Genomic DNA, 25,157 nt, shown 5'->3' on the forward strand with positions numbered 1-25,157 from the left:
CACCAAACGCCAGCCCACGTTGATCTCGCGCGGTCAGCGCCGCAACCGACGCTCCAGCTCGTCGGCGCGCGTCTCGGTGGCCTGGGCCAGGCAGGTGTTGGCGTAGATCGCGGCCTGGCCGCCGCCGCCGTATCCGCCTCGGCATTGGCCGTCGCGGTCCTTGATCCATCGCTTCTGGGAGGCGCGGAGCGAGGCCTGCTGCGGCGGCTTCAGCGGGGCCAGGGCGGCTTTGTAGGCGCGGTCCAGCCGGGCGTCCTCGCGGTCGAGGACCTCGGTGACACAGCCCAGGCGCTCGGGATGGGGCCCGCCGCGCTTGTCGCAGCGGTCGAGCGCCGCGTTGGCCGACGGGGAATGGGATACGGGCCGGCGAGCTTGCGCCTCGACCGTCGGCGCGGCCAGCAGGACCACGAGGGTCGCGGCGGCGAGGGATTGGATCATTTTGGGCGGGCTCCAGCAGGGAGCGCGACCCTAGCAGTTTCAGCCGAGCTTGCGGAAATCTTCCAGCTCGTCGGCGCGGCGCGCGGTGCGATCGAGCCGGCAGCTGGCGGCCTCGACGCGGCTGATCGTGCCCCAGTCGGGATCGGCGAGGCTGGCGCAGTCGGCGTCGCGGAAGGCGATCCAGGCGCGCTGGGCCTTTTGCAGAGCAGCCTTCTGGCGCGGAAGCTCCAGGCGCTTGAGGGCGACCTGGTAGGCGCGGTTCAGGCGGGCGTCCTGGGCCTGCCACTCGGTCCCGATACAATCGATCATGCCGGCCGTGCTCTGGCCCGACGGCGCGGCCAGGCACTTGTCGTAGGCGGCGGAGTACTTCGGGTCGGCGGCCCGGGCCGGCGAGGCGGCGGCGGCCAGCAGCAGAACGGCGGCGAAGAAACGGATCATGCTGGGCTCCAACACGCCAGGGCCCTCCGCCGCCGACGCCCTCTAATGCCCCGAAACGCCCAGGCGGTTCCAGAGGTTGATCATCGCCACGCAGGCGGTCAGGGCGCTGGCCTGCTGGTCGGTGTAGTGCTCGCGCAGAGCCGCCCGTAGCGGGGCCAGGTCGTGGGCGGGAAGCTTGGTCAGGGCCTCGGCCCAGGCCAAGGCGGCCTTTTCGGCGGCGGTGTAGTCGTCGACGTGCGGCCAGACCGTAAGGCGATCCAGTCGGTCGTTCGTCTCGCCGTCCTGCCGGGCCTCGTGGCTGTGCATCTTCACGCAATAGGCGCAGTCGTTTAGCTGCGAGACGCGCAGATAGATCAGGTGCTTCAGGCCGCTCGGAATGCCCGCCGCGCGCACCGTCCCCTCGGCGGCGATGAAGGCCTTGTAGATCTCGGGAACGTTCTGGTCGTGGCGGAAGGCGGCGGTGTCGCCCATGGTCTTGCTCCTGGTCTGGGGCCGATTGGCCCTTCAGGGAACAGGACGAGGCTAGGGCCGCCGTTGTGACGTCCGCGACTGGAAAATCCTACTGCAGACCCGCGCGGCCGATGGCGTAGAAGCGCTCGGAGCGCTGCTTCTTCAGCTCGGCCGCGCTCATGGCGACCATGGCCTTCAGCTCGTCCTCGACCGCGTCGCCGACCGCCTGGATCGCCGCGTCGGAGTCCGAATGGGCGCCGCCGGCCGGCTCCTCGATGATCCGGTCGACGATGCCCAGCTTGATCAGGTCCTGAGCGGTGATGCGCATCTGGGTCGCCGCGTCCTTGGCCCGGGCCCCGTCGCGCCACAGGATCGAGGCCGCGCCTTCCGGCGAGATCACCGAATAGATCGAGTGCTCCAGGATCAGCACCTTGTTGGCGCCGGCCAGGGCGATGGCCCCGCCGGAGCCGCCCTCGCCGACGATCGTGGCGATCATCGGCACTTCCAGGGTCAGGCAGCGTTCGGTCGAGCGGGCGATGGCCTCGGCCTGGCCGCGCTCCTCGGCGCCCAAGCCCGGATAGGCCCCGGCCGTGTCGACGAAGGTCAGGACCGGCAGGCTGAAACGCTCGGCCATGTCCATCAGCCGGACAGCTTTGCGATAGCCCTCGGGGCGGGCCATGCCGAAGTTGTGCTTCAGGCGCGTGGTGGTGTCGTGGCCCTTCTCATGACCCATGACCACGACCGGCTGGCCCCGGAAGCGGCCCAGGCCGCCGACGATGGCCTGGTCGTCGGCGAACTTGCGGTCGCCGCGCAGCTCGACGAACTCGTCGATCAGCCCCGCGACATAATCGCGCAGGTGGGGTCGCTGGGGGTGCCGGGCGACCATGGTCTTCTGCCACGCGTCGAGGTTGGCGTAGGCTTCCTTGCGGAGGTCCTGAGCGCGGTCGCGCAGGGCCTGGATCTCGGCGTCGAACGCCCCCGGGCCAGCCGTTTCGGAGAGCCGCGACAGCTCCTCGATTTTGCTTTCCAGGTCAGCGATTGGGCGTTCGAAATCGAGATAATGGGCGGCCATGGACTCTTAAACGTCGCCGTTAATGAAAGGGTGCGAACCTAGTGGCGGAATCCGCCGAGGGAAAGAGGCGAGATTCCGGCGAGGAACCGCCGCGAATCCGACGTGTTTTATCCACAGGCTGAAACGTGAGGATCCCCAGGTGAGTCTCGAATCGAGACTCTCTCCTCTGGTGAATCGCGACATAGAGTCCTATGTTGTTTTTGTAGCAGGTCGCGGAAGCCGACTTGCGCCCCCGCGGGCCCCGGCATCGAATATGTGCGGCCCCGCCTGATGAGAGCGCACAGTTCCCATGCAGGTGTTCACCTTCTTCTGTGTCGAGGCCGACGGCTCGGTGCCGCGCTTCGACGTCACGCCCTGCGCGGACGATCACGCCGCGCGCGTCCGCGCCTTCGAGCTGCTCGACATGCACAACCGCTGCGACTTCGTCGAAGTGTGGCGCGGCTCGCACCGTGTGTTCGACGTCACCGCCCACCACGCGGTGGCCGCCTGATATTCTCCACGTGATGAATTATTGCGCGACAACCTGAGCGGCTATAGCCTCTGCTTCCGGATGGGGTCCAAAACGGGTCCCGCTTACCGGAAGGCCGCCGCCCCATGGACACGCTTCTGCCTGAAGACGTCCGATCCGCGCCTTCCCTCATTCCGCCCACGCCCAAGGTCCATCAGCGTCCGCTTGGCGGATCGGTGCTGGGCGATGCGCGGATCGCCTGGGAGATGGGGCGCAACCTGATCGGCGCCTGGAGCGAGGCGGATTTCGACAGCCTCGTCACGCCCTACCGGTTCATGGGCCAAGCCGGACTGGTGGTCAGCGACCCCGCCGGCGTGCGCCACGTCCTGACCTCGCCGACCTATCGCCGGCCGGTGAAGGTCGGTCGGCCGCTGAGGCCACTCGTCGGCGAAGGCCTGCTGCTGAGCGAGGGCGAGACCTGGAAGCGCCAGCGCAAGAGCCTGGCTCCGGTCTTCACCCCGGCCGCGATCGGCGGCCTGGTTCCGCATTTCGCCGCCGCCGGCGCCGACCTGGTCGAGCGCCTGGCCGGCCAGGATCGCGCCAATCTCTCGGAAGCCTTCCACCACGCCGCCCTCGACGCGGTGCTGCGCGCCCTGTTCTCCCGGTCCGCCGCCACGGATGGCGCGACCCTGGCCGAGATCGCGCGGCGCTATGTCGACGGGCCGGCCCACTTCCGGATGCTGGACTTCATCGGCCGTGGCGTCGACGACCTGACCTTCGCGGACGGCGATCGCCGGCGGCTCGGTGGGCGCTGGTTGACCGCAGTCGACACGATCGTCGCGGAGCGCCGGGCCGCGCCGCATCCGGAAGGCCGCGATCTGCTGGACCGCCTGCTGGCCGCGCGCGACGAGGACGGCGCGCCCCTGCCCGACCAGGAGATCCGCGACCAGTGCAGCTCGATGCTGGCCGCCGGCTTCGAAACCACCTCGCGCCTGCTGTTCTGGGCCGTCTATCTGTTGGCCCTGGATCCGGTGACGCAAGATCGCGTCCGGGCCGAAGTGCTCGCCTTCCCGGCCGAGCATGCGACAAGCCTCGACGACCTGAAGGCGTGGCCGCTGCTGCGGTCGGTGCTGTTCGAGACCCTGCGGCTCTATCCCCCGGCGCCGACCTTCGGCCGCGAGGCGCTGGTCGACGACGTGGTGCTGGGCCATCCGATCCCGGCCGGCGGCATGGTCACCATCAGCCCCTGGCTGATCCATCGGCACCGCAAGCTGTGGGACGCTCCTGCCGCCTTTCGCCCGGACCGGTTCATCGACCAGCCACATCCGTGGGGCCATGAGGCCTTCATTCCGTTCGGCGCGGGGCCCCGCGTCTGCATCGGGGCCGGCTTCGCCTTGGCCGAGGCCCAGATCATCCTGGCCAGCCTGCTGGGCCGGTTCCGGATCGCCATGGCCGGCGACCGGCCGGTGCTGCCCAAGGCCTCGATCACCCTGGGGCCCGACCATGAGCCGGACTTCCAGCTGAGCCCGATCGTACAAGCGCGGCCTTGAAACGGGTGCTACCAAGCGCCAGTTCACAGCTCCGATTCAAGAGATCCCGCCATGACCGAGACGCTCGCCACTCGCCCATTCGCCACCGCCGACGACAGCGGCCACGGCGGCCTGCAGACCTTCGTCACGGCCGGCCCCTCGACCATCGTCGCCGACATCTCGGTGGCGCAGGGCGGCCTCGACCTGGGGCCGGATCCGCACGAGCTGGTCGCCGCCGGCCTGGCGGCCTGCACCAGCATGACCCTGCGGCTCTACGCCAACCAGAAGGGCTGGGACATCAGCGCCATGCACGTCGAGGTGTTCTCGCACTTCGACGCCGACCAGATCCCGCACGAACGCTTCGAGCGGACGATCACCATCGAGGGCAACCTCAACGAGGAGCAGCGCGAGCGCCTGTTCGAAATCGCCGAGAAATGCCCGATCCACAAGCTGCTGACGGCCGGCGCGCGGGTGGTGACCACGGTGGGCGGGGACTGAGCTTAAGCGCCGACCTCAGCAGGCCCCCACCTGACCTCGCTCCGCGAGGTCGTCCGCCCCCGGAGGGGGCGGAAGGTCCTTCTTCCCCCTCCGGGGGAGGAGCGCCGAAGGCGCGGAGGGGGCAAGTGACCTAAAACCCGTACAACGCCCGATACTCCGCATCCTTCGCCGCGATCTGGCGCGCGCAGTCGACCATCACCTTGGCCTGTTTCCAGGTGGCGTCGTCCTGCATCTTGCCGTCGATCATCGCCACGCCCGTGCCGTCGGGCATGGCCTCCAGGATCTTGCGGGCGAAGGCGACCTCGTCCGGGGCCGGGCTGAACACCGCCTTGGCGATGGCGATCTGGCTGGGGTGCAGGCTCCAGGCGCCGGCGCAGCCCATCAGGAAGGCGTTGCGGAACTGCTGCTCGCAGGCGACCGGGTCGTCGATCGCGCCGAACGGGCCGTAGAACGGCTTGACGCCGTGGGCGGCGCAGGCGTCGACCATCTTGGCGAAGGTGTAGTGCCAGAGGTCCTGCTGCACCGAGGCGCGGGGCGAACCGTCCGCATGCGGATCTTCTATGACGCGGTAGCCAGGATGGCCGCCGCCGACCCGGGTGGTCTTCATGGCGCGGCTGGCCGCGAGGTCGGCCGGACCAAGCGAAATCCCCTGCATCCGCGGGCTGGCGCCGGCGATGGCCTCGACGTTCATCACCCCCTCGGCCGTCTCCAGGATGGCGTGCAGCAGGATCGGCCGGGTGACGCCGTGCTTGGCCTCCAGCGAGGCCAGGAGCTGGTCCATGTAGAAGATGTCCCACGGCCCCTCGACCTTGGGGACCATGATCACGTCGACCTTGTCGCCGGCCTTCTCGACGATGGTGGCGACCTCGTCCAGGTGCCAGGGCGAGTTCAGGCAGTTGATCCGCGTCCAGAAGCCGACGCCCAGCGCCTTGAAATCCACCTCGCGCGACATGGCGATCAGGCCGGCCAGGGCCGCGCCCTTGGCGTCGGCGGGGATGGCGTCTTCCAGGTTGGCCAGGATCACGTCGACGGTCGGGGCGATCTCGGCGACCTTGGCGCGGACCTTCTCCAGGTGCGGCGGCACGAAGTGGATCATCCGCTCCACGCGGGCGGGCGGCTCGCGGTACGGCGTCGGCGCGCCGATGGCCAAGGGTTTGAAAAAGCCGCGCGGCGTCTTCATCGATCACTCCCCGAACTGGTTCTTATTTCGCAATTGCGAGAACCATGCGGCGGCGCGGCATGGACGTCAAGCGACGCAGGTTATCAGCGTTCAGTCTTGTCCGGCGCGGCGGATGGGGACGGCTTGGGCAGCTCCTCCGGATCCTCGCGCTCGAGGTCGTCGGCGGCGTCGTTGCTGGAGCCAGCCTTGATCGCCTTGGCCTTGCGGCGGCGGGCGGCGGGTTCCAGCTTGAGGCTGGTCAGGGCGTCCTCGCCCTCCTCGCCGAACAGGCCGCGCACGCGGATGTCCCGCTGCGGATAGGGGATCTCGATCTTGGCCCCCCGCAGGGCGTCGTCGATCAGCCAGGTATAGGCCGCGAAGATCGCCGCCGGGCGGCGCACCGCCTCGACCGTCGGCCAGACGATCAGTTCGAACTTCAGCGCGCTCTCGCCATAGCCGACCAGCCAGACCTGGGCCCGGCGGGTGGCGTCGTCGGGCGAGGTGAACGGCGCGGCCTTGGCGGCCTTCAGCACCGCCTCGCGCACCTTGTCCTTGTCGGCCCCGAAGGCGGTGACGAACGGCACCCGGAAGCGGCGGTTGGTGTTGCGCAGGGTCCAGTTGATCACCTGGTCGTTCACCAGCACCGAGTTGGGCACCACGATGTCGGTGCTGTCATTGGTGCGGATGCGGGTGGCGCGCGGGCCAATCTCGTGGACCACGCCCCGGCCGCCGTTGGGCAGCTCGACGAAGTCGCCGACCGCCACCAGCCGCTCGAACACTAGGCTGACCCCCGACGCGAAGTCCTTGATGATGCCCTGCAAGCCGAGGCCGACGCCGACGCCCAGGGCGCCGGCGAACACGGTCAGCGAGGTCAGGTCGACGCCCATGGTCGACAGGCCCGCCACCACGCCGATCGTCACCAGGCCGTAGGTGGCGACCTTCTCGACGATGTACAGCGACGCCGCGTTGCCGGCCGCCCGCTCGCGCAGCTTGCGCAGGCCGGCCGAGGTCAGGCGCGCGGCGACGATGGCGACGACGACGATCAGGATCCCGGCCGCCAGCCCGCCGACCGTCACCGAGGCCTTGCCCAGCTTCAGGAGTTCGAAGGAATCGAGCGTGCGGAGCGGGTTGCCGGCCATGGGGCGGAGTGTGGGGGGATTGGATGGCGGGGATCAAGGGGCGGAGCGGCGAAGCGAAACGCAGATCGAGCTTTCCTTCATCCGACCTCCCCGGCGAACGCCGGGGCCCAGATCAATCCTGAGCGGTTTGGGTGGGCTCGCCCGTCACCGAGCTCAAAAGTTCCTTCGCCTGGGTTCGACCTGGGCCCCGGCGTTCGCCGGGGAGGTCGGTAGAGAGGAGACGGATAGATTGCGCCCATCACCGCACGTAGTTCACCGCGATCGCCGGCGTCACCGAGGCGGTCACGTTCCGGCCCGCCGGCACGATCCGCGCGCCGACGATCACGCCGACCTGGCTGTTGAAGTTGTACTCCACCGCCGGGGCCAGGATCAGCGCCTTGCTGACCGGGTAGCGGCGCTCGAAGCCGCCGCCGCCCAGCATCCCGGTCACCTTGGTCGAGTCGTCGCGCTGCCAGGCCAGGTCCATGGCCGCGACCCAATTGCGGGTGATGCTGTACTCGAAGGCCAGGTTGACCAGGAAGCTGTCACCCGGCTGGGCCTTGCCCGTGAAGCCGGTCGGCGTGCCGTAGACGCTGGCGCCCCTGAGTTTGGCGTTGTCCGAGCGGGTGTACTGGACGTTCAGCCGCGTGCGCAGGATCCGGCCGTTCGGCGTCCAGAAATAGTACTGCGAGTTGACGCCGACCGTCGTGGCCCAGGCCCCGCTGCCGAAGCCGTCGTTGGGACGATCGTCCAGGCCGTCGTGGCGGCCGACCGGCAGGTTCTCCTGCAGCATCACCGAGATCGTCGGGACGTGACCACCGGGCTTGTACTGGGTCAGGCGGTACTGGGCCTGGGCGGTCAGATCGCCGATGCCGAGGCCCTGGCTCCAGCGCCCGCCGGCCCGGCGATAGCCCAGGTGCGGGATGAAGCCGGCCGTCAGGGTGTCGGTGACGCCGTACAGCATGTAGGCCGACGAGCCGATGTTGTCGGCGTCCGGGGCGCTACGGCGCTTGCCGTCGGCGTCGAAGCTTCCGTACGGCTTGGCGTCGTACAGATAAGGCTCGAACAGGATGTGGCCCTTGGGCAGGGTCGAGGCGCCCGACGCCAGCAGCGGCCCGGTCCACCAGGCCTCGTCGAGGCCCTGGCGCTGGGGCGCTTCGGGATTGGCGAGCGCCGGGCCGGCCAAGGCCGAGAGGGCGGCCGCGGCCAGGGCGGCGCGGCGAATGTTCGAACTCATGGATCCTCCCGGGACGGCGTCATTGCGCCTTAGGCCGCCTTCTGACGCGCCGCCGCCCGAAACTTGCGGATCGACGACCGGATTCTGTCAGCAGCCTTTAGATGAGAGGCAAGACTTCGCCGCGACAGGCGCCAGTCCCGGGAATTTCAGGGGCGCCAATCGGGGAATCGAATGGGAAGCGTTCGTAACCCCTCTCCCCTTGCGGGAGAGGGTGGCCCGAAGGGCCGGGTGAGGGGTCGAAGATCGGATCCGCCGCGACAGCGGATAGGCCGGGCGCCAAGCCGACAGGACTATCGACCCCTCATCCGTCAGCTTCGCTGACACCTTCTCCCGCAAGGGGAGAAGGAAGACTACCGCCCGACCATGGCCAAACCGGCCTCGCTGTAGCGCTCGCCCTCGATGGCCGTTTCCGGCACGGCGGCGGCGATGCGCGACAGCTCCCCGGCCGACAGGGTCACGTCGACGGCGCCGACGTTTTCCTCCAGGCGGTGGATCTTGGTGGTGCCGGGGATCGGGGCGATGTCCGGCCCCTGGTTCAGCAGCCAGGCCAGGGCCAGTTGAGCGGGGGTGATCCCCTTCTCGCCGGCGATCTCAACGAGGGCGTCGACGAGGCTGAGGTTCTTGGTCAGGGCCTCGCCTTGGAAGCGCGGCAGGCCGCGGCGGAAGTCGTTGTCGGCCAAGGTCTCGGGCCGGACCGCCCCGGTCAGGAAGCCCCGGCCCAGCGGGCTGTAGGGCACCAGGCCGATCCCGAGCTCGCGCAGGGTCGGCAGGATCTCGGCCTCCAGATCGCGGAACCACAGCGAATACTCGCTCTGCAAGGCCGCGACCGGCTGGACGGCGTGGGCCTTGCGGATCGTGCCGGCGCCGGCTTCCGAGAGGCCGAAGTGCTTGACCTTGCCCTCGGCGATCAGGTCCTTGACCGTCCCGGCGACGTCCTCGATCGGCACGCTGGGGTCGACGCGGTGCTGGTAGAACAGGTCGATGACCTCGACGCCCAGGCGCTTCAGCGAGGCCTCGGCGACCTCACGAATGTGCTCGGGGCGGCTGTTGACGCCGCGCATGCGGCTATAGCCCTGGCCCTCGCTGGCCGGACCGATGTCGAAGCCGAACTTGGTGGCGATCACCACCTTGTCGCGGAAGGGCTTCAGGCCCTCGCCGACCAGCTCCTCGTTCAGGAACGGGCCGTAGATCTCGGCGGTGTCGAAGAAGGTCACGCCCAGCTCGACCGCCCGGGCCAGCACCTTGAACGCGTCGGCCTTTTCCAGGGCCGTGCCATAGACCTGGTTCATGCCCATGCAGCCGAGACCGATGGCCGAGACTTCGAGGCCGTCGCCGAGTTTGCGCGTCTTCATGGGATGCTCCTTGATGCGGATTGGGCGCGGCGACCCTGCCGCCGGCCGTTCGAAGATGGGTTCTCGGCCGCGCGGGATAAGGCCGAGATCTTCACTGCTCTGATGAGCCGAATTCAGCAATCGCGGTTCGCAGGAAATTCGGGGTGGATGTCGGAATGGCGTTCGGTCCACCGTCCTTGGGTCGACAGGCCCGCGCGGCCGGCGAAGGAGAACCCTCATGTCCAAGATCACCCCGTTCCTGTGGTTCGACAACCAGGCCGAGGAGGCCGCGAACTTCTACGTCTCGATCTTCCCGAACTCGAAGGTCACCTCGGTCGCCTACTATCCCGGCGAAGCCCCCGGCGGCGGCAAGCCCGGCAAGGTGATGACCGTGGCGTTCGAGTTGGACGGCCAGAAGGTCACCGCCCTGAACGCCGGCCCGACGTTCAAGCTGGACGAGGCCTTTTCGTTCGTCATCGACTGCGATGGTCAGGCCGAGGTCGACCACTACTGGAACAGCCTCACCGCCGATGGCGGGCAGGAGTCCCAGTGCGGCTGGCTGAAGGACCGGTTCGGCCTGTCCTGGCAGGTCACGCCCCGCCAACTGATCGAGGCGACCACCAGCCCCGACCGGGAGGCCGCCGGCCGCGCGTTCCAAGCGATGATGGGGATGCAGAAGATCGACGTCGCCAAGATCCAGGCGGCGTTCGAGGGGAAGTAGGGGGCTTTTCTCCTCCCCATTAGGGGGAGGTGGCTCGATGCGAATACGCATCGAGACGGAGGGGGTCGCGTAGCGTAGGGCGGTTGAACCGCACAGGGCCCCTCCACCGCCGTTCGGCGGTCCCCCTCCCCCAGAGAGGGAGGAGAAGGACGCTCTCTCCTCAGGCCTTCTTCACGAACTCCGTCCGCAGGACCAGGCCCTTGACCTTGTCGACATTGGCCTCGATCTCGTCGGGATCGCCGGTCAGGCGGATCTTCTTGACCACCGTGCCGCGCTTGAGCGTGACGCCGCCCGAGCCCTTGACCTTGAGGTCCTTGATCAGGGTGACGGTGTCGCCGTCGGCCAGCAGGGTTCCGTTGGCGTCGCGGGTTTCTTCGGACATGAGGGGCTTTCGTGAATGGGTCGGCCGCGCGGCAAACCCTTAAGCTTTGTAGGGCTTTTCCTAAGCATTTCCCGCCGCCCGTCAATGCGACGTCGTTCGCGCCGAGGCCAAGCGCTAGCCCTTCTTGCGACGCCCGCCCTCTTTTCCAAGCGGGTGCTTGGTCTGGACCACTTGGGCCAGGTGTTCGCCAGCCACGTGGGTGTAGATCTGGGTCGTGGCGATGTCGGCGTGACCGAGCAGGGTCTGGATGACCCGGAGGTCGGCGCCGCCTTCCAGCAGGTGGGTGGCGAAGGCGTGGCGCAGGACGTGCGGGCTGACCTTCTGGCGGTCGATGCCGGCGGCGATGGCGGCGTCCTCCAGCAACTGGCCGACGCGGCGGCCGGTCAGGCGGCCGACGGCGCTGCGCGACGGAAACAGCCACGGGCTGTCTTTCGCGCCCTTCGGAAAAAACGCCGGCCGCTCGACCAGATAGGCCTTCACCGCCGTACGGGCCGCGCCGTTCAGCGGGGCCAGCCGTTCCTTGCCGCCCTTGCCCTTGACGATCAGGAAGGCCGGGTCGCGGGCCAGGGCCGACAGCGGCAGGGCCAGGAGCTCGGAGATCCGCAGGCCCGAGGCGTAGATCAGCTCGATGATGCAGGACAGGCGCAGGCCTTGGGCGCCGTCTTTCGCGGTGGCGGCCGCGAGCAGCCGCTCGATCTCGTCGCGCTCCAGCACCTTGGGCAGCGGGCGGCCGGCCTTGGGGGCGGCGACGCGACGGGACGGGTCGTCCTGGCGCCAGCCTTCGCCCAGCACGAAGCGGTAGAACTGCCGCACGGCCGAGCGGCGGCGGGCGGCGGTGGCGGGCGACAGGCCGCGCGCGCCGAGCTCCTGGAAATAGGCCTCGACGGTCTCGGCGTCGGCGTCGTCGAGGTCATGACCCGACCGGCCCAGGAAACCTCGAGCGTCCTGCAGGTCCTTGCCGTACGCGGTCAGGGTGTTGCGAGCGGCCGCGCGCTCGACGGCCATCATCTCGAGGAAGGCTTCGACCCAGCCGGCGCCCTTACTGCTCATTTCACGAAGGCGAGCGACAGCAGCCCCTCGACGACGATGGCGCGGGCGTCAGCGGTAAGGCCGGCCCGGTTCAGGGCGTGGGCGATGCGGGCGCGGTCGACGGGCGTCGGACCGGTCGCGCCGGCGTCCACGGCGATCGACAGGGCCAGGAGCCCGGCCTCGCCTTTGCGCTTGGCGGCGCCGGCGTCCTCGACCAGCAGGATCCGCGCGGCCGAGGCGGCCGGCTTGCCGAGGTCGAAGGTCGCGAACTGGGCGCGGGCGTCGGCGTCCAGCGTCCCGCCCAGGCTGGCCAGCAGCACGGCGGCGGCCTGGGCCGGCGACTTGCTCCCGCCGGAAGCGCCGCGCGCCACCAGGGCGCCCAGCACCTGATTGTCGACCTTGCCGGAAGCGGCGGCGATCAGGGCGTCGAGGATGGCCAGGTCGGCGGCGCCGGCCCCCGGAATGCTGTCCTGGACCAGATGGCCGCGGATCGTCCGGGCGCTGGCGACGTCGCCGGCGGCCAGGGCGGCGCGGGCCATCAGGACCGGGTCCTGCAGCGGCGCGCCGGCGCTGGCCAGGGCGGCGATCGAGGCGGCCGAGGCCTGGGCGGCCTCGACGAAGGCCGGAAGCGTCTTGGCCTGACGCAGGAAGGCGAGATCGGAGGCCTCGGCGGCGGTCAGGTCCGCACCCGGGGCGACACCGGACAGGTCGCCGCCGCGCGGCTTGATCAGCGGCTTCAGGGCCGGCGAGGCCGAGGCGACGGCGGCGGCCGACTGGATGTCCAGGTTCAGCCGGCGTGACAGAGCGTAGTTGACGCCGTTCTTCAGGCTGGCCGCGCCCGGCGCCGTTCCGGCCAGGGCCGCGCCCATCAACCGGGCGTAATCGACCTCCCCCCCTTCTTTTTTGGGGGTCTGCTGCTGGACCAGTTGGAAAGTCAGCTGGGCGGCGTCGGCCTGCCCCGCCTTCATCTGGCAGAAGGCCCGCAGCCGCAGCCAGTAGGCCGCGCCGCGATCGACGGTCAGGGCGTCCTGGACGCGGCAGGCCTTGTCATCGTCGCCGGCGATCAGGGCCGCCTCGGCCGAGGCCATCGACAGGGCGGCGCTGCCGGGGGCGCCGGTCGCGCGGTCCAGGATCGTGTTGGCGCCCTTGGCCTCGCCCAGGGCGATCAGGGCCAGACCCCGCTGCGCGCCCATCTCGACATTGTCGCCGACGCCCGCGGGACCGTTGGCGCCGGTCGACAGCATGCGCCGCGCCAGGGCGGCGAAGGCCGGCGACAGCGGCTTGGAGCCGGCCAGCTTGGGCAGCACGTCGCGCATGATGTCGGGCGCGGTGTCCTTCCAGAGGTCGGCGCCCATGCCGGTGTCGGCCACGGGGCCGGAGAAGTAGTCGGGAGCGGCCAGGCTCTTGACCTTGACCTCCTCCTGGGCGGCGGCAAAAGCCGGCGTCAGCAGGGCGAGAGCGAGCGCGAGCGCGTGCGAAGAACGCATCGAAGGGACCATGGACCGGTTATGACGCATCACGAGAGTCTCGCAAACTTGGCGGTTTGGCCAAGCCTCGTGTAAACCCGCGACCGCATCATGACCGAGCCCGACGAAACCCCTGACGCCGCCCCGTCTCTCTCCCCTGGCCTGCGGGAGGACCTCGCGCCGCTGCGCGAGAAGACCATCGTGCTGGTCGGGCTGATGGGCGTGGGCAAGTCGAGCGTCGGCCGGCGCCTGGCGGGCGTGCTGGAGCTGCCGTTCCGCGACGCCGACAACGAGGTCGAGGCCGCCGCCGGCCGTTCGATTTCCGAGATCTTCGCCGAGCTGGGCGAGGCCGCCTTCCGCGATGGCGAGCGCCGGGTGATCAGCCGCCTGCTGGACGAGCCGCCGCACGTGCTGGCCACCGGCGGCGGCGCGTTCGTCAATCCCGAGACCCGGGCCCTGATCAACGAGAAAGCGATCTCGGTCTGGCTGAAGGCCGATGTCGAGCTGCTGGCGCGCCGCGTCTCGCGCAAGGACAACCGGCCGCTGGTCCGGGGCAAGGACCCGATCCAGGTGCTGACCGAGCTGGCCAAGGTCCGCAATCCCGCCTACGCGGAAGCCCAGGTGCATGTCGAGACCGGCGACACGCCGCACGGGGTGGCGGTCGACGCCATCCTGACGGCGCTACGCGCCAGCCGTACCTCGTAAGGAGTATCCCCATGATCCGCACCGTCCCCGTGGGCCTGGGCGATCGCGCCTATGACGTGGTCATCGGCCCCGGCCTGATCGACAAGGCCGGCGAGCGGGTCGCTCCGGTGTTGGGCAAGCGCAAGCGCGTGGCCATCGTCACCGACGCCAATGTCGGCGAGCACCATGGCGAGCGGCTTTCGGTGTCGCTGGAGCGGGCCGGGATCGCCGTCGACGTGATCACCATCCCGCCCGGCGAGGAGAGCAAGAGCTTCGAGGGCTTGGCCGACCTGTCCGACCGCCTGCTCGCCCTGGGACTGGAGCGCGGCGACCAGATCGTGGCGTTCGGCGGCGGCGTCGTGGGCGACCTGGCCGGCTTCGCGGCGGCGATCTACAAGCGCGGCATCGACTTCGTGCAGGTGCCGACCACCCTGCTGGCCCAGGTCGACAGCTCGGTCGGCGGCAAGACCGCCATCGACACGCCGCGCGGCAAGAACCTGATCGGCGCCTTCCACCAGCCGCGCCTCGTCCTGGCCGACCTCGACGTGCTGTGCACCCTGCCCGCCCGCGAGCTGGCCTGCGGCTATGCCGAGATCATCAAGTACGGCCTGCTGGGCGACCTCGCCTTCTTCGAGTGGCTAGAGAAGAACGTCCACGCCGTGCTGGAGCGCGACGTCGACGCCCTGGCCCGCGCCGTCGGCCGTTCGGTCGAGATGAAGGCCGAGATCGTCGAGGAGGACGAGAAGGAGGCGGGCCGCCGCGCCCTCTTGAACCTCGGCCACACCTTCGGCCACGCGATCGAGGCCGAGATGGGCTTCGGCGACGCGTTGAAGCACGGCGAAGCGGTGGGCGTGGGCATGGCCCAGGCGTTCCGCTTCTCGGCCAAGCTCGGGCTCTGCTCCAGCCAGGACGCCGTCCGCGCCCGCGCCGCCATCAAGGCCGCCGGCCTGCCGACCCTGCTGAGCGATGTCCGCCCCGAACCGTTCAACGCCGACGCCCTGGTCGCCCACTGCGGCCAGGACAAGAAGGCCGAGGGCGGCAAGCTCACCTTCGTCCTGGTGCGGGGGATCGGGGACGCTTTCGTGGCCAAGGACGTGGACCGGGAAGCGCTGAAGGCGTTCCTGGTGGAAGAAGGCGCGGTCTGATCCAGCTCCTCCCCCGTTCACGGGGGAGGTGGCCCGGAGGGCCGGAGGGGGCTAGCGCGGCGGGTGTCCAGATGGCCCCCTCCGTCGGCTCCGCCGACACCTCCTCCGCATCGCGGGGGAGGAGAAAAGGGAAACACCATGCTGCCCGCCCTGCTCGGCCTCGCGCCCATCGTCATCGCGCTCTTGACCCTGTCGGCGATCTTCTCGGCCGCCGAGACGGCGCTGACCAAGGCCAGCCGCGCGCGGATGCACCAGCTGGAGCGCGAGGGCGACGCGCCCGCCCGCCGGGTCAACAAGCTGCTGTCCGACCAGGAGACGATGATCGGGGCGGTGCTGCTGGGCAACAACCTGATCAACATCCTGGCCTCGGCCCTGGCGACCCAGGTGCTGACCACCCTGATCCCCGGCCCGTGGGGCGTGGCCGTCGCCACCGCGGCCATGACCGTGCTTGTCCTGGTCTTCGCCGAGGTGCTGCCCAAGACCGTGGCCATCGTCCGCTCCGACGACGTGGCCCGCGCCCTCTCGGCCCCGACCCTGTTCATCGTCAGCCTGTTCGGCCCGGTGATCTACGTGATCCAGTGGATCGTCCGCCGGGCCCTGCGAATCTTCGGCGTCAAACTGGACATGGCCGTCGACGTGCTGGCCGCCCACGAGGAGATCCGTGGCGCGGTCGACTACCACCACGCCGAGGGCCTGGTCGAAAGCGGCGACCGGCGGATGCTGGGCGGGGTGCTGGACCTGTCGGACATGGACGTCTCCGAGATCATGGTCCACCGCAAGTCGATGGTGCTGCTGGACGCCGACCTGCCGCCGCGCGAGCTGGTCGACGAGGTGCTGGAGGCCCAGCACACCCGCATCCCGCTCTATCGCGACGAGCCCGACAATATCGTCGGCGTGCTGCACGCCCGCGACCTGCTGAAGGCCCTGGCCCAGGCCAAGGAGGGCGTCGAGGGCCTGGACATCGCCGCCATCGTGCGCGAGCCGTGGTTCATCCCCGACACCACCAACCTCAAGGACCAGCTCAACGCCTTCCTGAAGCGCAAGAACCACTTCGCGCTGGTGGTCGACGAGTATGGCGCGCTGCAGGGCCTGGTGACGCTGGAGGACATCCTCGAGGAGATCGTCGGCGAGATCGACGACGAGCACGACACCAGCGTCGAGGGCGTGCGCCGCCAGGCCGACGGCTCGGTCAATGTCGACGGCCACGTCACGGTCCGCGACCTCAACCGCGCCATGGACTGGCGGCTGCCGGAGGGCGAGGCGGTGACGATCGCCGGCCTGGTCATCCACGAGGCGCAGATGATCCCCGAGCCCGGCCAGACCTTCATCTTCCACCGCCACCGCTTCCAGGTGTTCCGTCGGCAGAGGAACCAGATCACCGCCTTGCGGATCAGCGCCCCGCTGGACGACGGCGCCGAGCCCTGAACGGGTAGGGCCAGGCTCGCCGAAGCCGACCTTCGGGAACCGGATCGATGAAGCCGCGTTTTGCCCCGTTACTGGCCAGGGGCGGCCAGGGTGGAGGGGCGCTTTGGCCAGGTTGGCTGAGACCGAGTTTCCCGGCGATGCCGAAGCTGACGACCATGCGCGGCTCGAGGCCGCCCTGGCCGAGGAAATCCGCAAGTCCGACGCCTTGGCGCGGGTGACCGAGGCGGTCGCCTCCAGCGTCGATATCGATGCGGTGGTCCAGGTCGTGATCGACGGCGCCCGCGAGATCACCGGCGCGGCCTTCGGGGCGTTCTTCTACACCGTCATCGATTCCGGCGGCGAGTCCTACACCCTGTACCGGCTGTCCGGAGCGCCGCCCGAGGCGTTCTCCAGCTATCCGACGCCGCGCAAGACCGAGGTCTTCGCCCCGACCTTCGACGGGGTGGCGCCGGTGCGCTCGGACGACATCACCCAGGATCCGCGTTATGGCCGCAACGCGCCGCATCGCGGGATGCCCGAGGGCCACCTGCCGGTGCGCAGCTATCTGGCCGTTCCGGTCGTCACCCGCGAGGGCGAGGTGCTGGGCGGGCTGTTCTTCGGCCATCCCGAACCCGGCCGTTTCTCGGCCCGCGATGAGACCCTGCTGGTCGGCCTGGGCGCCCAGGTGGCGGTGACGATCGGATCGATCCGCGGCGCCGCGGCCGCGCGGGCTGAGCTCGCCGAGCGCCGCCGGGCCGAGGAACGCCTCAAGTTCGCGCTCGATTCGGCCCGCATGGGCTCCTGGGACCTGGATGTCGTCACCAAGGCCTATGAGGCCTCCGACCTCTGCAAGGCCAACTATGGTCGCCGGCCCGACGAGACCTTCACCTTCGCGGACCTGATCGCGACGATCCACGCCGAGGACCGCCCGCGCGTCCTGGCGGCGATCGAAAGCGCCATCCGCGACGGAACGGACTACGACGTCGAGTACCGCATCGTGCTGCCGAACGGCGATCTTCGCTGGCTGCACGCGCGCGGCCGCGCGGCCCAGACCGCCGACGACGGCGGCGCACGGCGCCTGGCCGGCGTCTCGCTGGACATCACCGAGCGCAAGCGGGCCGAAGAACGCCAGAAGCTGCTGGTCAACGAGCTGAACCACCGGGTCAAGAACAGCCTGGCCACGGTGCAGTCGATCGCCGCCCAGACCCTGCGCTCCAGCGCTTCGCCCGAATTCTTCCGCGAGGCTTTCGAAAGCCGGTTGGTCGCCCTGTCCCAGACCCACGACCTGTTGACCCGCGAAAGCTGGGCCGGGGCCAGCCTGCGCGAGGTGTTCGACGTCGAGCTGCACGCCATGGCCGGCGAGGATCGCGTCAGCTTCAGCTACGACCTCGACGTACGGCTCAATCCCAAGGCCGCTGTCGCCCTGGGCATGGGCATCCACGAACTGGCCACCAACGCGGCCAAGTACGGCGCCCTATCGATGGCGACCGGCCACGTGGCCGTGAGCTGGACCGCTGATCAGAATCTGCTACGCCTGACCTGGGCCGAAAGCGGCGGTCCGCCCGTGACCCCGCCGGCTCGTCGCGGCTTCGGCGCCCGCCTTCTGGAACGCGGGCTCGCGGCTGAACTATCCGGCGGGGTCGAGCTGACCTATGATGCCGCCGGCCTCGTCTGCCAAATGGCGTTGCCTCTGCGCGCGCTGGAGCCCTGACACATGAAGACTCTTTCGTCCCTCAAGGTCCTGGTCGTCGAAGACGAGGCGTTGGTCTCGATGCTGGTCGAGGACATGCTGACCGATCTTGGCTGCTCCATCGTCGGGCCGGCCGCCGAAATCGAGGAAGCGCTTCGCCTGGCGGGCTCCGCCGAAATCGACGCGGCGCTGCTGGACGTCAATCTGGGCGGCCGTCCGATCTTCCCGGTCGCCGACGCCCTGAAGGCCCGCGGCGTGCCCTTCGCCTTCGCCAGCGGCTACGGCGAAGCCGGCCTCACCGAGGACCACAGGGGCGCGGCCGTGCTGCAGAAGCCCTTCCGCGAGGCCGACCTGCGCCGCGTGCTGGAAGGCTTGGTCGGCCAGACCGCCTGATCCCGAGGCCCGATCAGGCGGCCAGGCCTGCGCGCCGCCCAAAGCGGCGGCATTGCTGCACAAGATTCGACCATTCCCGATTTGGCAACGGTCAAGGCGCGCGGCGTTTTCACGCCGTTCGCCGGAGCGTATTCGGCCGTTTTTCGCGCCAAAGGCGGCAATCCGTGGCCGAACACCGATCGGCCACGGGCATGAAATAACCCGATCCGCCGCGAGTCGGCCGGGTAGCCGCTAGGGAAACTCGGCAAGATTTTTCCAAGTTTGACGTTTCGGCGCTGAAATTGTGACTTTTCGGTAACGTCTCGCCACCAACCTGACCCAATTCGGCCATGATCGCTTCTAGCGCGGCCGAAAGGCTTTAACGTTCCCCGCTGAGGAATGGCCCTCTTTGCTCCCGCACGCGGCTGGCGTGTCGGGTGCGCGTACTTTTGAGGACAACAATAACATGGCGTTGAAAACCAAGGTTCTCCTGGCGACGACGATGCTGGGAAGCCTCGCGGCTTTCGCCCCGACCATCACCTTGGCGCAAACCGCGCCGACGACCGGTTCGGAAGCGACGTCCGTCGAGGAAGTCGTGGTCACCGGATCGCGCATCCGCCGCGACCCGACCAACTCCCCGACCCCGCTGATCCAAGTCAGCCGCGACGACGTCGTGGCGACCGGCCAAGCCAGCGTCATCGACGTGCTGGCCGACATCCCGGCCCTGTCGGGTTCGCAGGTGCCTGAAGACACCACGGGCGCGGGCCTGAACGACGGCGGCCTCTCGGTGCTGAACCTGCGCGACCTGGGCGCCTCGCGCACCCTGACGCTGGTCGACGGTCGCCGCCACGTGGGCTCGAACGGCGCCGGCCTGCAGGTCGACATCGACACCATTCCGCGTCTGCTGATCCAGAACGTCGAAGTCATCACCGGCTCGAACTCGGCCCTGTACGGCGCCGACGCCGTCTCGGGCGTGGTCAACTTCGTGCTGCGCAAGGACTTCGACGGCCTGGAAATCGACGGCACCGCCGCCCAGATCAACCAGGACGGCCAGCTGAACAAGCGCATCTCGGCGCTGGCCGGCAAGAACTTCTTCGACGGCCGCCTCAACGTCTACGGCTCGGCCGAATACGAAAAGAGCGACGAGGTCCGTGACAGTCAGGTCGACTGGCGCAAGAAGGCCTGGGTCCTGCTGAACAACGACACCGATGTGGCCAACAACCAGCCCGACGGTCAATTCGACAACATCCTGATCCACGACGCGCGCAGCCTGTCGCTCGGCGCGGCCGGCGGCATCACGGTGCTGGCCTCGTCGACCCGTCCGTCGGCCAACCCGAACGACCCGGACATCCCCTTCCAGCAATGTACGACGTCGATCGCGCCGATGAGCGCGAACTGCTTCTCGCAAGAGCCGTTCAACTCGTTCATCTATGACAACGCCGGCGCCGGCCGCGCTCCGTCGTTCGGCACGTTCCGCGACGAAAACGGCTTCACCCGCCTGACCAACGTCGGCGGCGACGGCCTGAACCCGAACACCGAGTTCAGCCAAGGCAGCCGCCTGCCCCGCTCCAAGGCCTATCGCTTCCAGGGCGGCGCGAACTTCAACATCACCGAAGACATCCAGCTCTTCAGCGAAGCCAAGTACGTCAAGGAGTCGACCTTCGACGAAGGCCAGCAGACCTTCTTCGACATCGGCATCCTGCCGCTGGCGGCCGGTACGGTCGGCGGCCTGTTCAGCACCAGCGCGTTCAACATCGGTCTGGACAACGCCTACCTGCCGTCGAACGTGCGCAGCGCCATCCTGGCCAACAGCCGCACGCCGATCACCGCCTACAACGCGACGACCGGCGCGATCACGACGACCGCGCCGATCAACGACGTGCGCGCCCGCCACAGCCTGTTCGGCCCGTTGCGCTCGCAGCTCAACAAGAAGGAGCTGCAGCGCTACGTCGTCGGCCTGCGCGGCAGCAAGGATGACCTCGGCTTCGTCCACAACCTGGCCTACGAACTGGGCTACACCTACGGCAAGCTCGAGAACAAGAACTACGAGCGCGGCGTCGACGTCGTCCGCTTCAAGAACTCGGTGGACGCCGTGGTGGACACCGCCGGCGTCGTCGCCGGCAAGCCCGGCGACGTGGTCTGCCGCGTGAAGCTTCTGGAAGCGCAAGGCGTGGCCATTCCCGACCAGAACCGGGGCGGCAACTACGCCAAGGGCACCAAGGCCTACGAGGAAGTCAGCAACTGCGTCGCCTCGCGCGTCTTCGGCCCGGGCGGCGCCTCGGCGGCCGCTCAGAAGTACTACACGGCCGAAATCAACGTCCAGGAGCAGAACAAGCAACAGGACGCCCTGGCCTACGTCTCGGGCGAGCTGTGGGACTTCTGGGGCGCGGGTCGCATCGGCCTCGCCCTGGGCGCCGAATGGCGTCGGGAAGAAACCCAGGCCATCGGCCGCAGCAGCTCGGCCGGCGATCGCCTGCTGTTCTTGAACACGGGCCCGGACTTCGCGCCCGCCTCGTACGAGACGAAGGAATACTTCGGCGAATTCCGCCTGCCGCTGTTGCATGACGTGCCGCTCGCCAAGAACCTGGAAATCGGCGCGGCCTACCGCCACTCCGACTACACCACGATCGGCGTGACGGAGACCTACAACTTCAACGCCATCTGGCGTCCGATCCAGGACATCATGTTCCGGGCCACGTCGGGTAAGTCGGTGCGCGCGCCGACCCTGGGCGAAACCTACCGCCCGGCGACGCAAACCTTCGCCAACAACTTCACCGATCCTTGCGACGCCCGCGTGATCACCAACCTCACGGACGCCAAGATCAAGGCGAACCGCGAGAAGAACTGCGTCGCTCTGGGCATCCCGTCCGGCACCAACATCATCTACACCAGCGGTATTCAGGGCAAGAACGCGGGCAACCCGTTCCTGAAGCCCGAGAAGTCGTTCTCGGTCACCGCGTCGATGATCATCACGCCGCGCTTCTGGCCGAACGCGACCTTCGTCGTCGACTACTATGACATCGACATCAAGGACGTGATCGCCTCGGTCACCGCCCAGGTCGCGGCCAACCAGTGCGTCAGCGGTGACGTTCTGAACGCCGGGATCTGCTCGACCGTGAGCCGTATCGGCGCTACGCCCTCGGGCATCACGCCGGCCTATGGCATCAACGACTTCATCCAAGGGTCGGTGAACTACGCCCGGACGATGAACCGCGGCATCGACTACCAATTCCTGTACCACACCGATATCGAGAACATCATCGGCAAGGACTGGGGTCGGATCAGCTACAAGCTGAGCGGGAACTACCTGTTCGAGCAGCATGACTTCACCAACATCAGCAACCCGGACGAACACACGGACTTCGAGACGGGCCTGGGCCTGCCGCGCGTCCGCTTCGCCTCGAAGCTGACCTGGGAAGTGAACGACAAGCTCAGCCTCGCCTGGAACGCCGACTGGCAGTCCTCGCAATGGCTGACCCTGCTGGGCGGCACGCGTCCGTACGACGTCGACGACGCCAAGGTCGATCCGGACAACCGCGACCCGCGCTACTACAAGACCACGCCGTTCGTGCAGCACGACTTCACCGTCATGTATGCGCCGCGCGAACACCTGATCATGCGCGCTGGCGTGGTCAACGCGTTCGACGAAGAGCCGAACCGTTGGCTGGGCAACACCACGCAGGACAACTTCGACCTGTTCGGTCGTCGCTTCTTCGTGGGCTTCAACTACAAGATGTAAGCCAAGACCTTCGGGTCGACGCTGGGAAGGGGCGGTCTTCGGACCGCCCCTTTTTCTTTGCCTGCCTCCCCGGCGCGACCGCCAACAAGAACGCCGCCGCTGGAGCCAGCGACGGCGTCTTTGATTTCCGACAAGGCGTGGCGCTTCAGTCCAGGTCGCGCGGTCCGAACGAGTGCGGCAGCAGGCTCCAGAAGGCGATCCGTTCGGTCATCTCCCCGCCCTGCACCGAGACGATCTCGCAGGTCTCGGCGGCGAACTCGGCGATGCGCTGGCGACAGGCGCCGCAGGGCTGGACCACCGCGTCGGAGCCGGCGGCGATCAGCACCTTGTCGATGCGCCGGCCGCCAGCCGTGACCATCGCCCCGATCGCCGTCTGCTCGGCGCAAGTGCCGACCGGATAGGCGGCGTTCTCGACATTGACGCCGTAGTGGACGCGGCCTTCCTCGTCGATCACCGCGGCGGCGACCGTGAACCGCGAATAGCGGGCGTACGATCGCGCCAGCAGGCTCGGCAGCGCCCGCGCGGCGTCCTGCTCGAGGGAATCAGTGGATGGAATGGTGACGTCGGCGCTCATGCTGTTCCCTGCCCTCCGGCGGGATCGCGCCGGGGAGAGAGGCAATCAGCCGCAGCGCCCCAAGGCAAGCCCAAAATCGGCGGTCGGTTCAGCCTTCGCCGGGCGCCGTGGCGACGATCGACAGGGCGTGGACAGGGCCCGCCAGCTCCTCGGCCAAGGCCTTCATCACCATGCGCTGGCGCATCACCCGGGCCTTGCCCGCAAAGGCTTCGGCCTCGATGCGGAGGTTGAAATGGCTCTCCCCCGCACCGGTGTGGCCGGCGTGGCCATGGTGGCGGTCGCTGTCGTCCACGAGCTCGAGCCGCGTGGGCGAGAAAGCGTCCTGAAGTTTGCGGCGAATGGTGTCTGCGACGGCGGCCATGTGCGTCTCTTGCTTGTCAATCCTTGAACGGAATTAGCGCGGGCTTACTCTAGACGCCATGAACCGGCCGTTCGAGTACCGTCCTAAATTCACCGATATCCGGGTCCGCCCTCCCAAGAAGGGCGAGGACGACCCGGTGCATGACGTCCTGGGCCTCAAGCCCGGCGAAAAACGCTGTGATCATCCCGAGTGTCGCCTGGCCGGATCGGCCAAGGCGCCGAAGTCGCGCGACATGCCGGACCAGCACTACTGGTTCTGTCAGCAGCACGCCGCCGAGTACAACAAGAACTGGAACTTCTACGCCGGCATGAGCGAGGCCCAGATCCGCGCCGCCCAGGAGCTGGAGCGCCAGACCGGCGGCCGGCCGACCTGGAGCTTCAAGGCCGACGCCAATTCGCGCGAGGCCGCCGCCGCCGCCGCTCGCGACGCCCGCGCCTTCGCCGATCCGTTCGGCGTCTTCCGCGCCCAGCAGCGCAAGGCCGAATCCGAACGCTCGGCCGCGGAACGTCGCCTGGGCAAGCTGGAACGCCAGGCCCTGGCCGACCTCGACCTGGAGGCCGGCGTCGACGGCCCGACGATCAAGGCCAAGTACAAGGAGCTGCTCAAGCGCTGCCACCCTGACGCCAACGGCGGCGACCGCAGCGCCGAGCACAAGCTGCAGCGGGTCATCAAGGCCTACAAGACGCTGCAGAAGTCGGGGATGGTGTAGGCCTAAGGCCAATCGATCCATCTGGGGCAGGTACAAATATCACTGCCTTCCTGGGCCTTGCGCCCAGGACCCATGTTCGAGGCCAGTGCGGGCGCCGTGGGTCCGCGCGGCCGAACGACTGTGAACTCTGCCTCAATTCCGTTGAATCTGAACCCTGGGCCCTGGGCGCAAGGCCCAGGAAGGCGGGTAAATTCAGTTCGCAGTGAATGGCGATGGCCCTAGTAGTCGTCCGGCTGGATGAACGTGTGGTCCCAGGTCGGGTATTCGCCGGCTCGGGCGGTCACGGCCTTGGCTTTCTGGCTATACCAGAGGTGATGATCCATCCCCAGCATCAGGTACTCGCAGTAGAGCCTGTAGTCGTGGTTCCGCAGGAAGTCGTAGACCGTCGTATATTCCCAGATGTCGCCGTGCGGCGGCTTGGCGCGCCGGGCCTGCCAAACCGAGGCGATCTTGTGATCCTGGCCGAACACCGATCGGGCCGGATGATGCGGCACCGGATCCAGCTCGCGCACATAGTGCTTGATGAAGCCGGGCGCGGCCGGGTCCAGGGCCAAGCCGTTGCGAAAGGCATAGCCAGCCCCGGCGTTGGCGAAACCGGCTGACGCCACGCCGACGACACGGATCGCGGCCGGCGCGGCGGGCGCCACGGCCCTGGCGAGGGCGCCCTGGATGTCGGCGAGCCCGCCGCCCAGGGAGTGACCGGTGATCAGCAGCTGATCCGCCGGAAGCGCCGCGGCCACGCACGCGTCGACCGCCCGGCGCAGAAAGCCCAGCGCCGGAATGATCTGGCTGTCGGGATCATGCAGCAGCGCCGCCGAAACATTGGCCCACCAGTCCGCGAAGGAGCGAAAGCCCTCGGTGCCTCGGTTGGCGATAACCAGGCTGCGGCTGGCCGGATGATGCAGGGCGGTCGCGTCGTAGCCGCCGGCCTCGTTGGCCTCGATCAAGATGTTCCAGCCCTGGACGCCGACCAACCGGTTCAGACCCGTGTCAGGATCCTTGTAGACCGCCGCCGCCAGCGCCGCGGCGGTCTGGTCGTCGAGCGTCGGCGCCGTGGCCCGCGCGGCCAGAAATGCTCTCAGGTCCATGACGCCCCCCGTGGCTGTATCAATCGCGATCCACGCGTCAGGATTGTCCTCCGCGCCCGAAGCGTCAAGCGCCGC

The 25,157-nt window shown here is 68.6% G+C and carries 25 protein-coding genes and 1 pseudogene; 12 read left to right on the forward strand and 14 right to left on the reverse strand.

The window, feature by feature from the left end; all coding sequences use genetic code 11:
- Positions 1-33 precede the first annotated feature (33 nt).
- The 4 genes from ASC70_RS06095 to ASC70_RS06110 form a co-directional block, all read right to left on the reverse strand.
- Positions 34-438 (reverse strand): lysozyme inhibitor LprI family protein, encoded by a 405-nt coding sequence (locus tag ASC70_RS06095; RefSeq protein WP_056047578.1) that lies wholly within the window; start codon positions 436-438, stop codon positions 34-36.
- A 39-nt stretch (positions 439-477) separates the two neighbouring features.
- A complete protein-coding gene (locus tag ASC70_RS06100; RefSeq protein ID WP_082539850.1) occupies positions 478-876 on the reverse strand; it encodes a lysozyme inhibitor LprI family protein in 399 nt (132 codons plus the stop codon).
- 42 nt (positions 877-918) lie between these two features.
- Positions 919-1,347, reverse strand: coding sequence for a carboxymuconolactone decarboxylase family protein (locus tag ASC70_RS06105; RefSeq protein WP_056047581.1), 429 nt, complete (start codon positions 1,345-1,347; stop codon positions 919-921).
- 88 nt (positions 1,348-1,435) lie between these two features.
- Positions 1,436-2,398: an acetyl-CoA carboxylase carboxyltransferase subunit alpha gene (locus tag ASC70_RS06110; RefSeq protein WP_056047583.1), complete on the reverse strand. Its 963-nt coding sequence runs from the start codon at positions 2,396-2,398 to the stop codon at positions 1,436-1,438.
- A gap of 289 nt (positions 2,399-2,687) precedes the next feature.
- On the opposite strand from ASC70_RS06110, the gene ASC70_RS06115 reads away from it, so the two are divergent.
- The 3 genes from ASC70_RS06115 to ASC70_RS06125 all read left to right on the forward strand — a co-directional run bounded on the left by ASC70_RS06115 (position 2,688) and on the right by ASC70_RS06125 (position 4,873).
- A complete protein-coding gene (locus ASC70_RS06115) occupies positions 2,688-2,888 on the forward strand; it encodes a hypothetical protein (RefSeq protein ID WP_047407774.1) in 201 nt (66 codons plus the stop codon).
- A 104-nt stretch (positions 2,889-2,992) separates the two neighbouring features.
- Entirely contained in the window at positions 2,993-4,396 is a 1,404-nt protein-coding gene (locus tag ASC70_RS06120; RefSeq protein ID WP_056047584.1) for a cytochrome P450, read from the forward strand.
- A 51-nt stretch (positions 4,397-4,447) separates the two neighbouring features.
- Positions 4,448-4,873: an OsmC family protein gene (locus ASC70_RS06125; RefSeq protein WP_056047587.1), complete on the forward strand. Its 426-nt coding sequence runs from the start codon at positions 4,448-4,450 to the stop codon at positions 4,871-4,873.
- 130 nt (positions 4,874-5,003) lie between these two features.
- Here the strand turns inward: ASC70_RS06125 and ASC70_RS06130 are convergent, their stop codons facing one another.
- The 4 genes from ASC70_RS06130 to ASC70_RS06145 all read right to left on the reverse strand — a co-directional run bounded on the left by ASC70_RS06130 (position 5,004) and on the right by ASC70_RS06145 (position 9,739).
- Positions 5,004-6,053: a CoA ester lyase gene (locus tag ASC70_RS06130; protein WP_056047590.1), complete on the reverse strand. Its 1,050-nt coding sequence runs from the start codon at positions 6,051-6,053 to the stop codon at positions 5,004-5,006.
- Positions 6,054-6,136: 83 nt separating this feature from the next.
- Complete coding sequence (locus ASC70_RS06135; protein ID WP_056047593.1) at positions 6,137-7,171, reverse strand: mechanosensitive ion channel family protein; 1,035 nt, start codon at positions 7,169-7,171, stop codon at positions 6,137-6,139.
- Between the two features lie 238 nt (positions 7,172-7,409).
- Positions 7,410-8,387, reverse strand: a complete 978-nt coding sequence (locus tag ASC70_RS06140) for a hypothetical protein (protein WP_056047596.1) — start codon at positions 8,385-8,387, stop codon at positions 7,410-7,412.
- Between the two features lie 350 nt (positions 8,388-8,737).
- The gene (locus tag ASC70_RS06145) at positions 8,738-9,739 is read right to left on the reverse strand and encodes an aldo/keto reductase (protein WP_056047598.1); all 1,002 of its coding nucleotides are present in this window, start codon (positions 9,737-9,739) and stop codon (positions 8,738-8,740) included.
- A gap of 217 nt (positions 9,740-9,956) precedes the next feature.
- Between ASC70_RS06145 and ASC70_RS06150 the strand changes: the two genes are divergently transcribed.
- The gene (locus ASC70_RS06150; RefSeq protein ID WP_047407793.1) at positions 9,957-10,439 is read left to right on the forward strand and encodes a VOC family protein; all 483 of its coding nucleotides are present in this window, start codon (positions 9,957-9,959) and stop codon (positions 10,437-10,439) included.
- A gap of 83 nt (positions 10,440-10,522) precedes the next feature.
- A pseudogene (locus ASC70_RS25925) lies at positions 10,523-10,585 on the forward strand (hypothetical protein); the annotation flags it as partial.
- 14 nt (positions 10,586-10,599) lie between these two features.
- Here ASC70_RS25925 and ASC70_RS06155 read toward each other — a convergent pair.
- The 3 genes from ASC70_RS06155 to ASC70_RS06165 form a co-directional block, all read right to left on the reverse strand.
- A complete protein-coding gene (locus ASC70_RS06155) occupies positions 10,600-10,821 on the reverse strand; it encodes an alkylphosphonate utilization protein (protein WP_047407795.1) in 222 nt (73 codons plus the stop codon).
- Positions 10,822-10,935: 114 nt separating this feature from the next.
- A complete protein-coding gene (locus ASC70_RS06160) occupies positions 10,936-11,871 on the reverse strand; it encodes a site-specific tyrosine recombinase XerD (protein WP_056047601.1) in 936 nt (311 codons plus the stop codon).
- The gene (locus ASC70_RS06165) at positions 11,868-13,367 is read right to left on the reverse strand and encodes a hypothetical protein (RefSeq protein ID WP_056047604.1); all 1,500 of its coding nucleotides are present in this window, start codon (positions 13,365-13,367) and stop codon (positions 11,868-11,870) included. Before ASC70_RS06165 ends, ASC70_RS06160 begins: the two co-directional genes overlap by 4 nt.
- 60 nt (positions 13,368-13,427) lie before the next feature.
- On the opposite strand from ASC70_RS06165, the gene ASC70_RS06170 reads away from it, so the two are divergent.
- The 6 genes from ASC70_RS06170 to ASC70_RS06195 all read left to right on the forward strand — a co-directional run bounded on the left by ASC70_RS06170 (position 13,428) and on the right by ASC70_RS06195 (position 22,350).
- Complete coding sequence (locus ASC70_RS06170) at positions 13,428-14,021, forward strand: shikimate kinase (protein WP_056047606.1); 594 nt, start codon at positions 13,428-13,430, stop codon at positions 14,019-14,021.
- An 11-nt stretch (positions 14,022-14,032) separates the two neighbouring features.
- Positions 14,033-15,145, forward strand: a complete 1,113-nt coding sequence (gene aroB, locus ASC70_RS06175) for a 3-dehydroquinate synthase (protein WP_056047610.1) — start codon at positions 14,033-14,035, stop codon at positions 15,143-15,145.
- 138 nt (positions 15,146-15,283) lie between these two features.
- On the forward strand, positions 15,284-16,570 hold the full coding sequence (locus tag ASC70_RS06180; protein WP_056047612.1) for an HlyC/CorC family transporter: 1,287 nt from the start codon (positions 15,284-15,286) through the stop codon (positions 16,568-16,570).
- Positions 16,571-16,673: 103 nt separating this feature from the next.
- On the forward strand, positions 16,674-18,260 hold the full coding sequence (locus ASC70_RS06185; protein ID WP_056047615.1) for an HWE histidine kinase domain-containing protein: 1,587 nt from the start codon (positions 16,674-16,676) through the stop codon (positions 18,258-18,260).
- Between the two features lie 3 nt (positions 18,261-18,263).
- Positions 18,264-18,632 carry a response regulator gene (locus ASC70_RS06190; RefSeq protein WP_047407811.1) on the forward strand — a complete coding sequence of 123 codons (369 nt, stop codon included), beginning with the start codon at positions 18,264-18,266 and terminating at the stop codon, positions 18,630-18,632.
- A 445-nt stretch (positions 18,633-19,077) separates the two neighbouring features.
- Complete coding sequence (locus tag ASC70_RS06195; protein WP_082539848.1) at positions 19,078-22,350, forward strand: TonB-dependent receptor domain-containing protein; 3,273 nt, start codon at positions 19,078-19,080, stop codon at positions 22,348-22,350.
- A gap of 145 nt (positions 22,351-22,495) precedes the next feature.
- Here the strand turns inward: ASC70_RS06195 and cdd are convergent, their stop codons facing one another.
- Both cdd and ASC70_RS06205 read right to left on the reverse strand, forming a co-directional pair.
- Positions 22,496-22,924 (reverse strand): cytidine deaminase, encoded by a 429-nt coding sequence (gene cdd, locus ASC70_RS06200; RefSeq protein ID WP_047407813.1) that lies wholly within the window; start codon positions 22,922-22,924, stop codon positions 22,496-22,498.
- Positions 22,925-23,012: 88 nt separating this feature from the next.
- The gene (locus ASC70_RS06205) at positions 23,013-23,285 is read right to left on the reverse strand and encodes a BolA family transcriptional regulator (protein WP_056047622.1); all 273 of its coding nucleotides are present in this window, start codon (positions 23,283-23,285) and stop codon (positions 23,013-23,015) included.
- 58 nt (positions 23,286-23,343) lie between these two features.
- Here ASC70_RS06205 and ASC70_RS06210 point away from each other — a divergent pair, with 58 nt between their 5' ends.
- Positions 23,344-23,994 carry a J domain-containing protein gene (locus ASC70_RS06210; protein ID WP_047407816.1) on the forward strand — a complete coding sequence of 217 codons (651 nt, stop codon included), beginning with the start codon at positions 23,344-23,346 and terminating at the stop codon, positions 23,992-23,994.
- A 218-nt stretch (positions 23,995-24,212) separates the two neighbouring features.
- On the opposite strand, the gene ASC70_RS06215 is transcribed toward ASC70_RS06210, so the two are convergent.
- Entirely contained in the window at positions 24,213-25,082 is an 870-nt protein-coding gene (locus ASC70_RS06215; RefSeq protein WP_056047625.1) for a hypothetical protein, read from the reverse strand.
- Between the last annotated feature and the right edge of the window lie 75 nt (positions 25,083-25,157).

The organism is Caulobacter sp. Root343, assembly GCF_001425745.1.
In the GTDB taxonomy this organism is placed as follows: Bacteria; Pseudomonadota; Alphaproteobacteria; order Caulobacterales; family Caulobacteraceae; genus Caulobacter.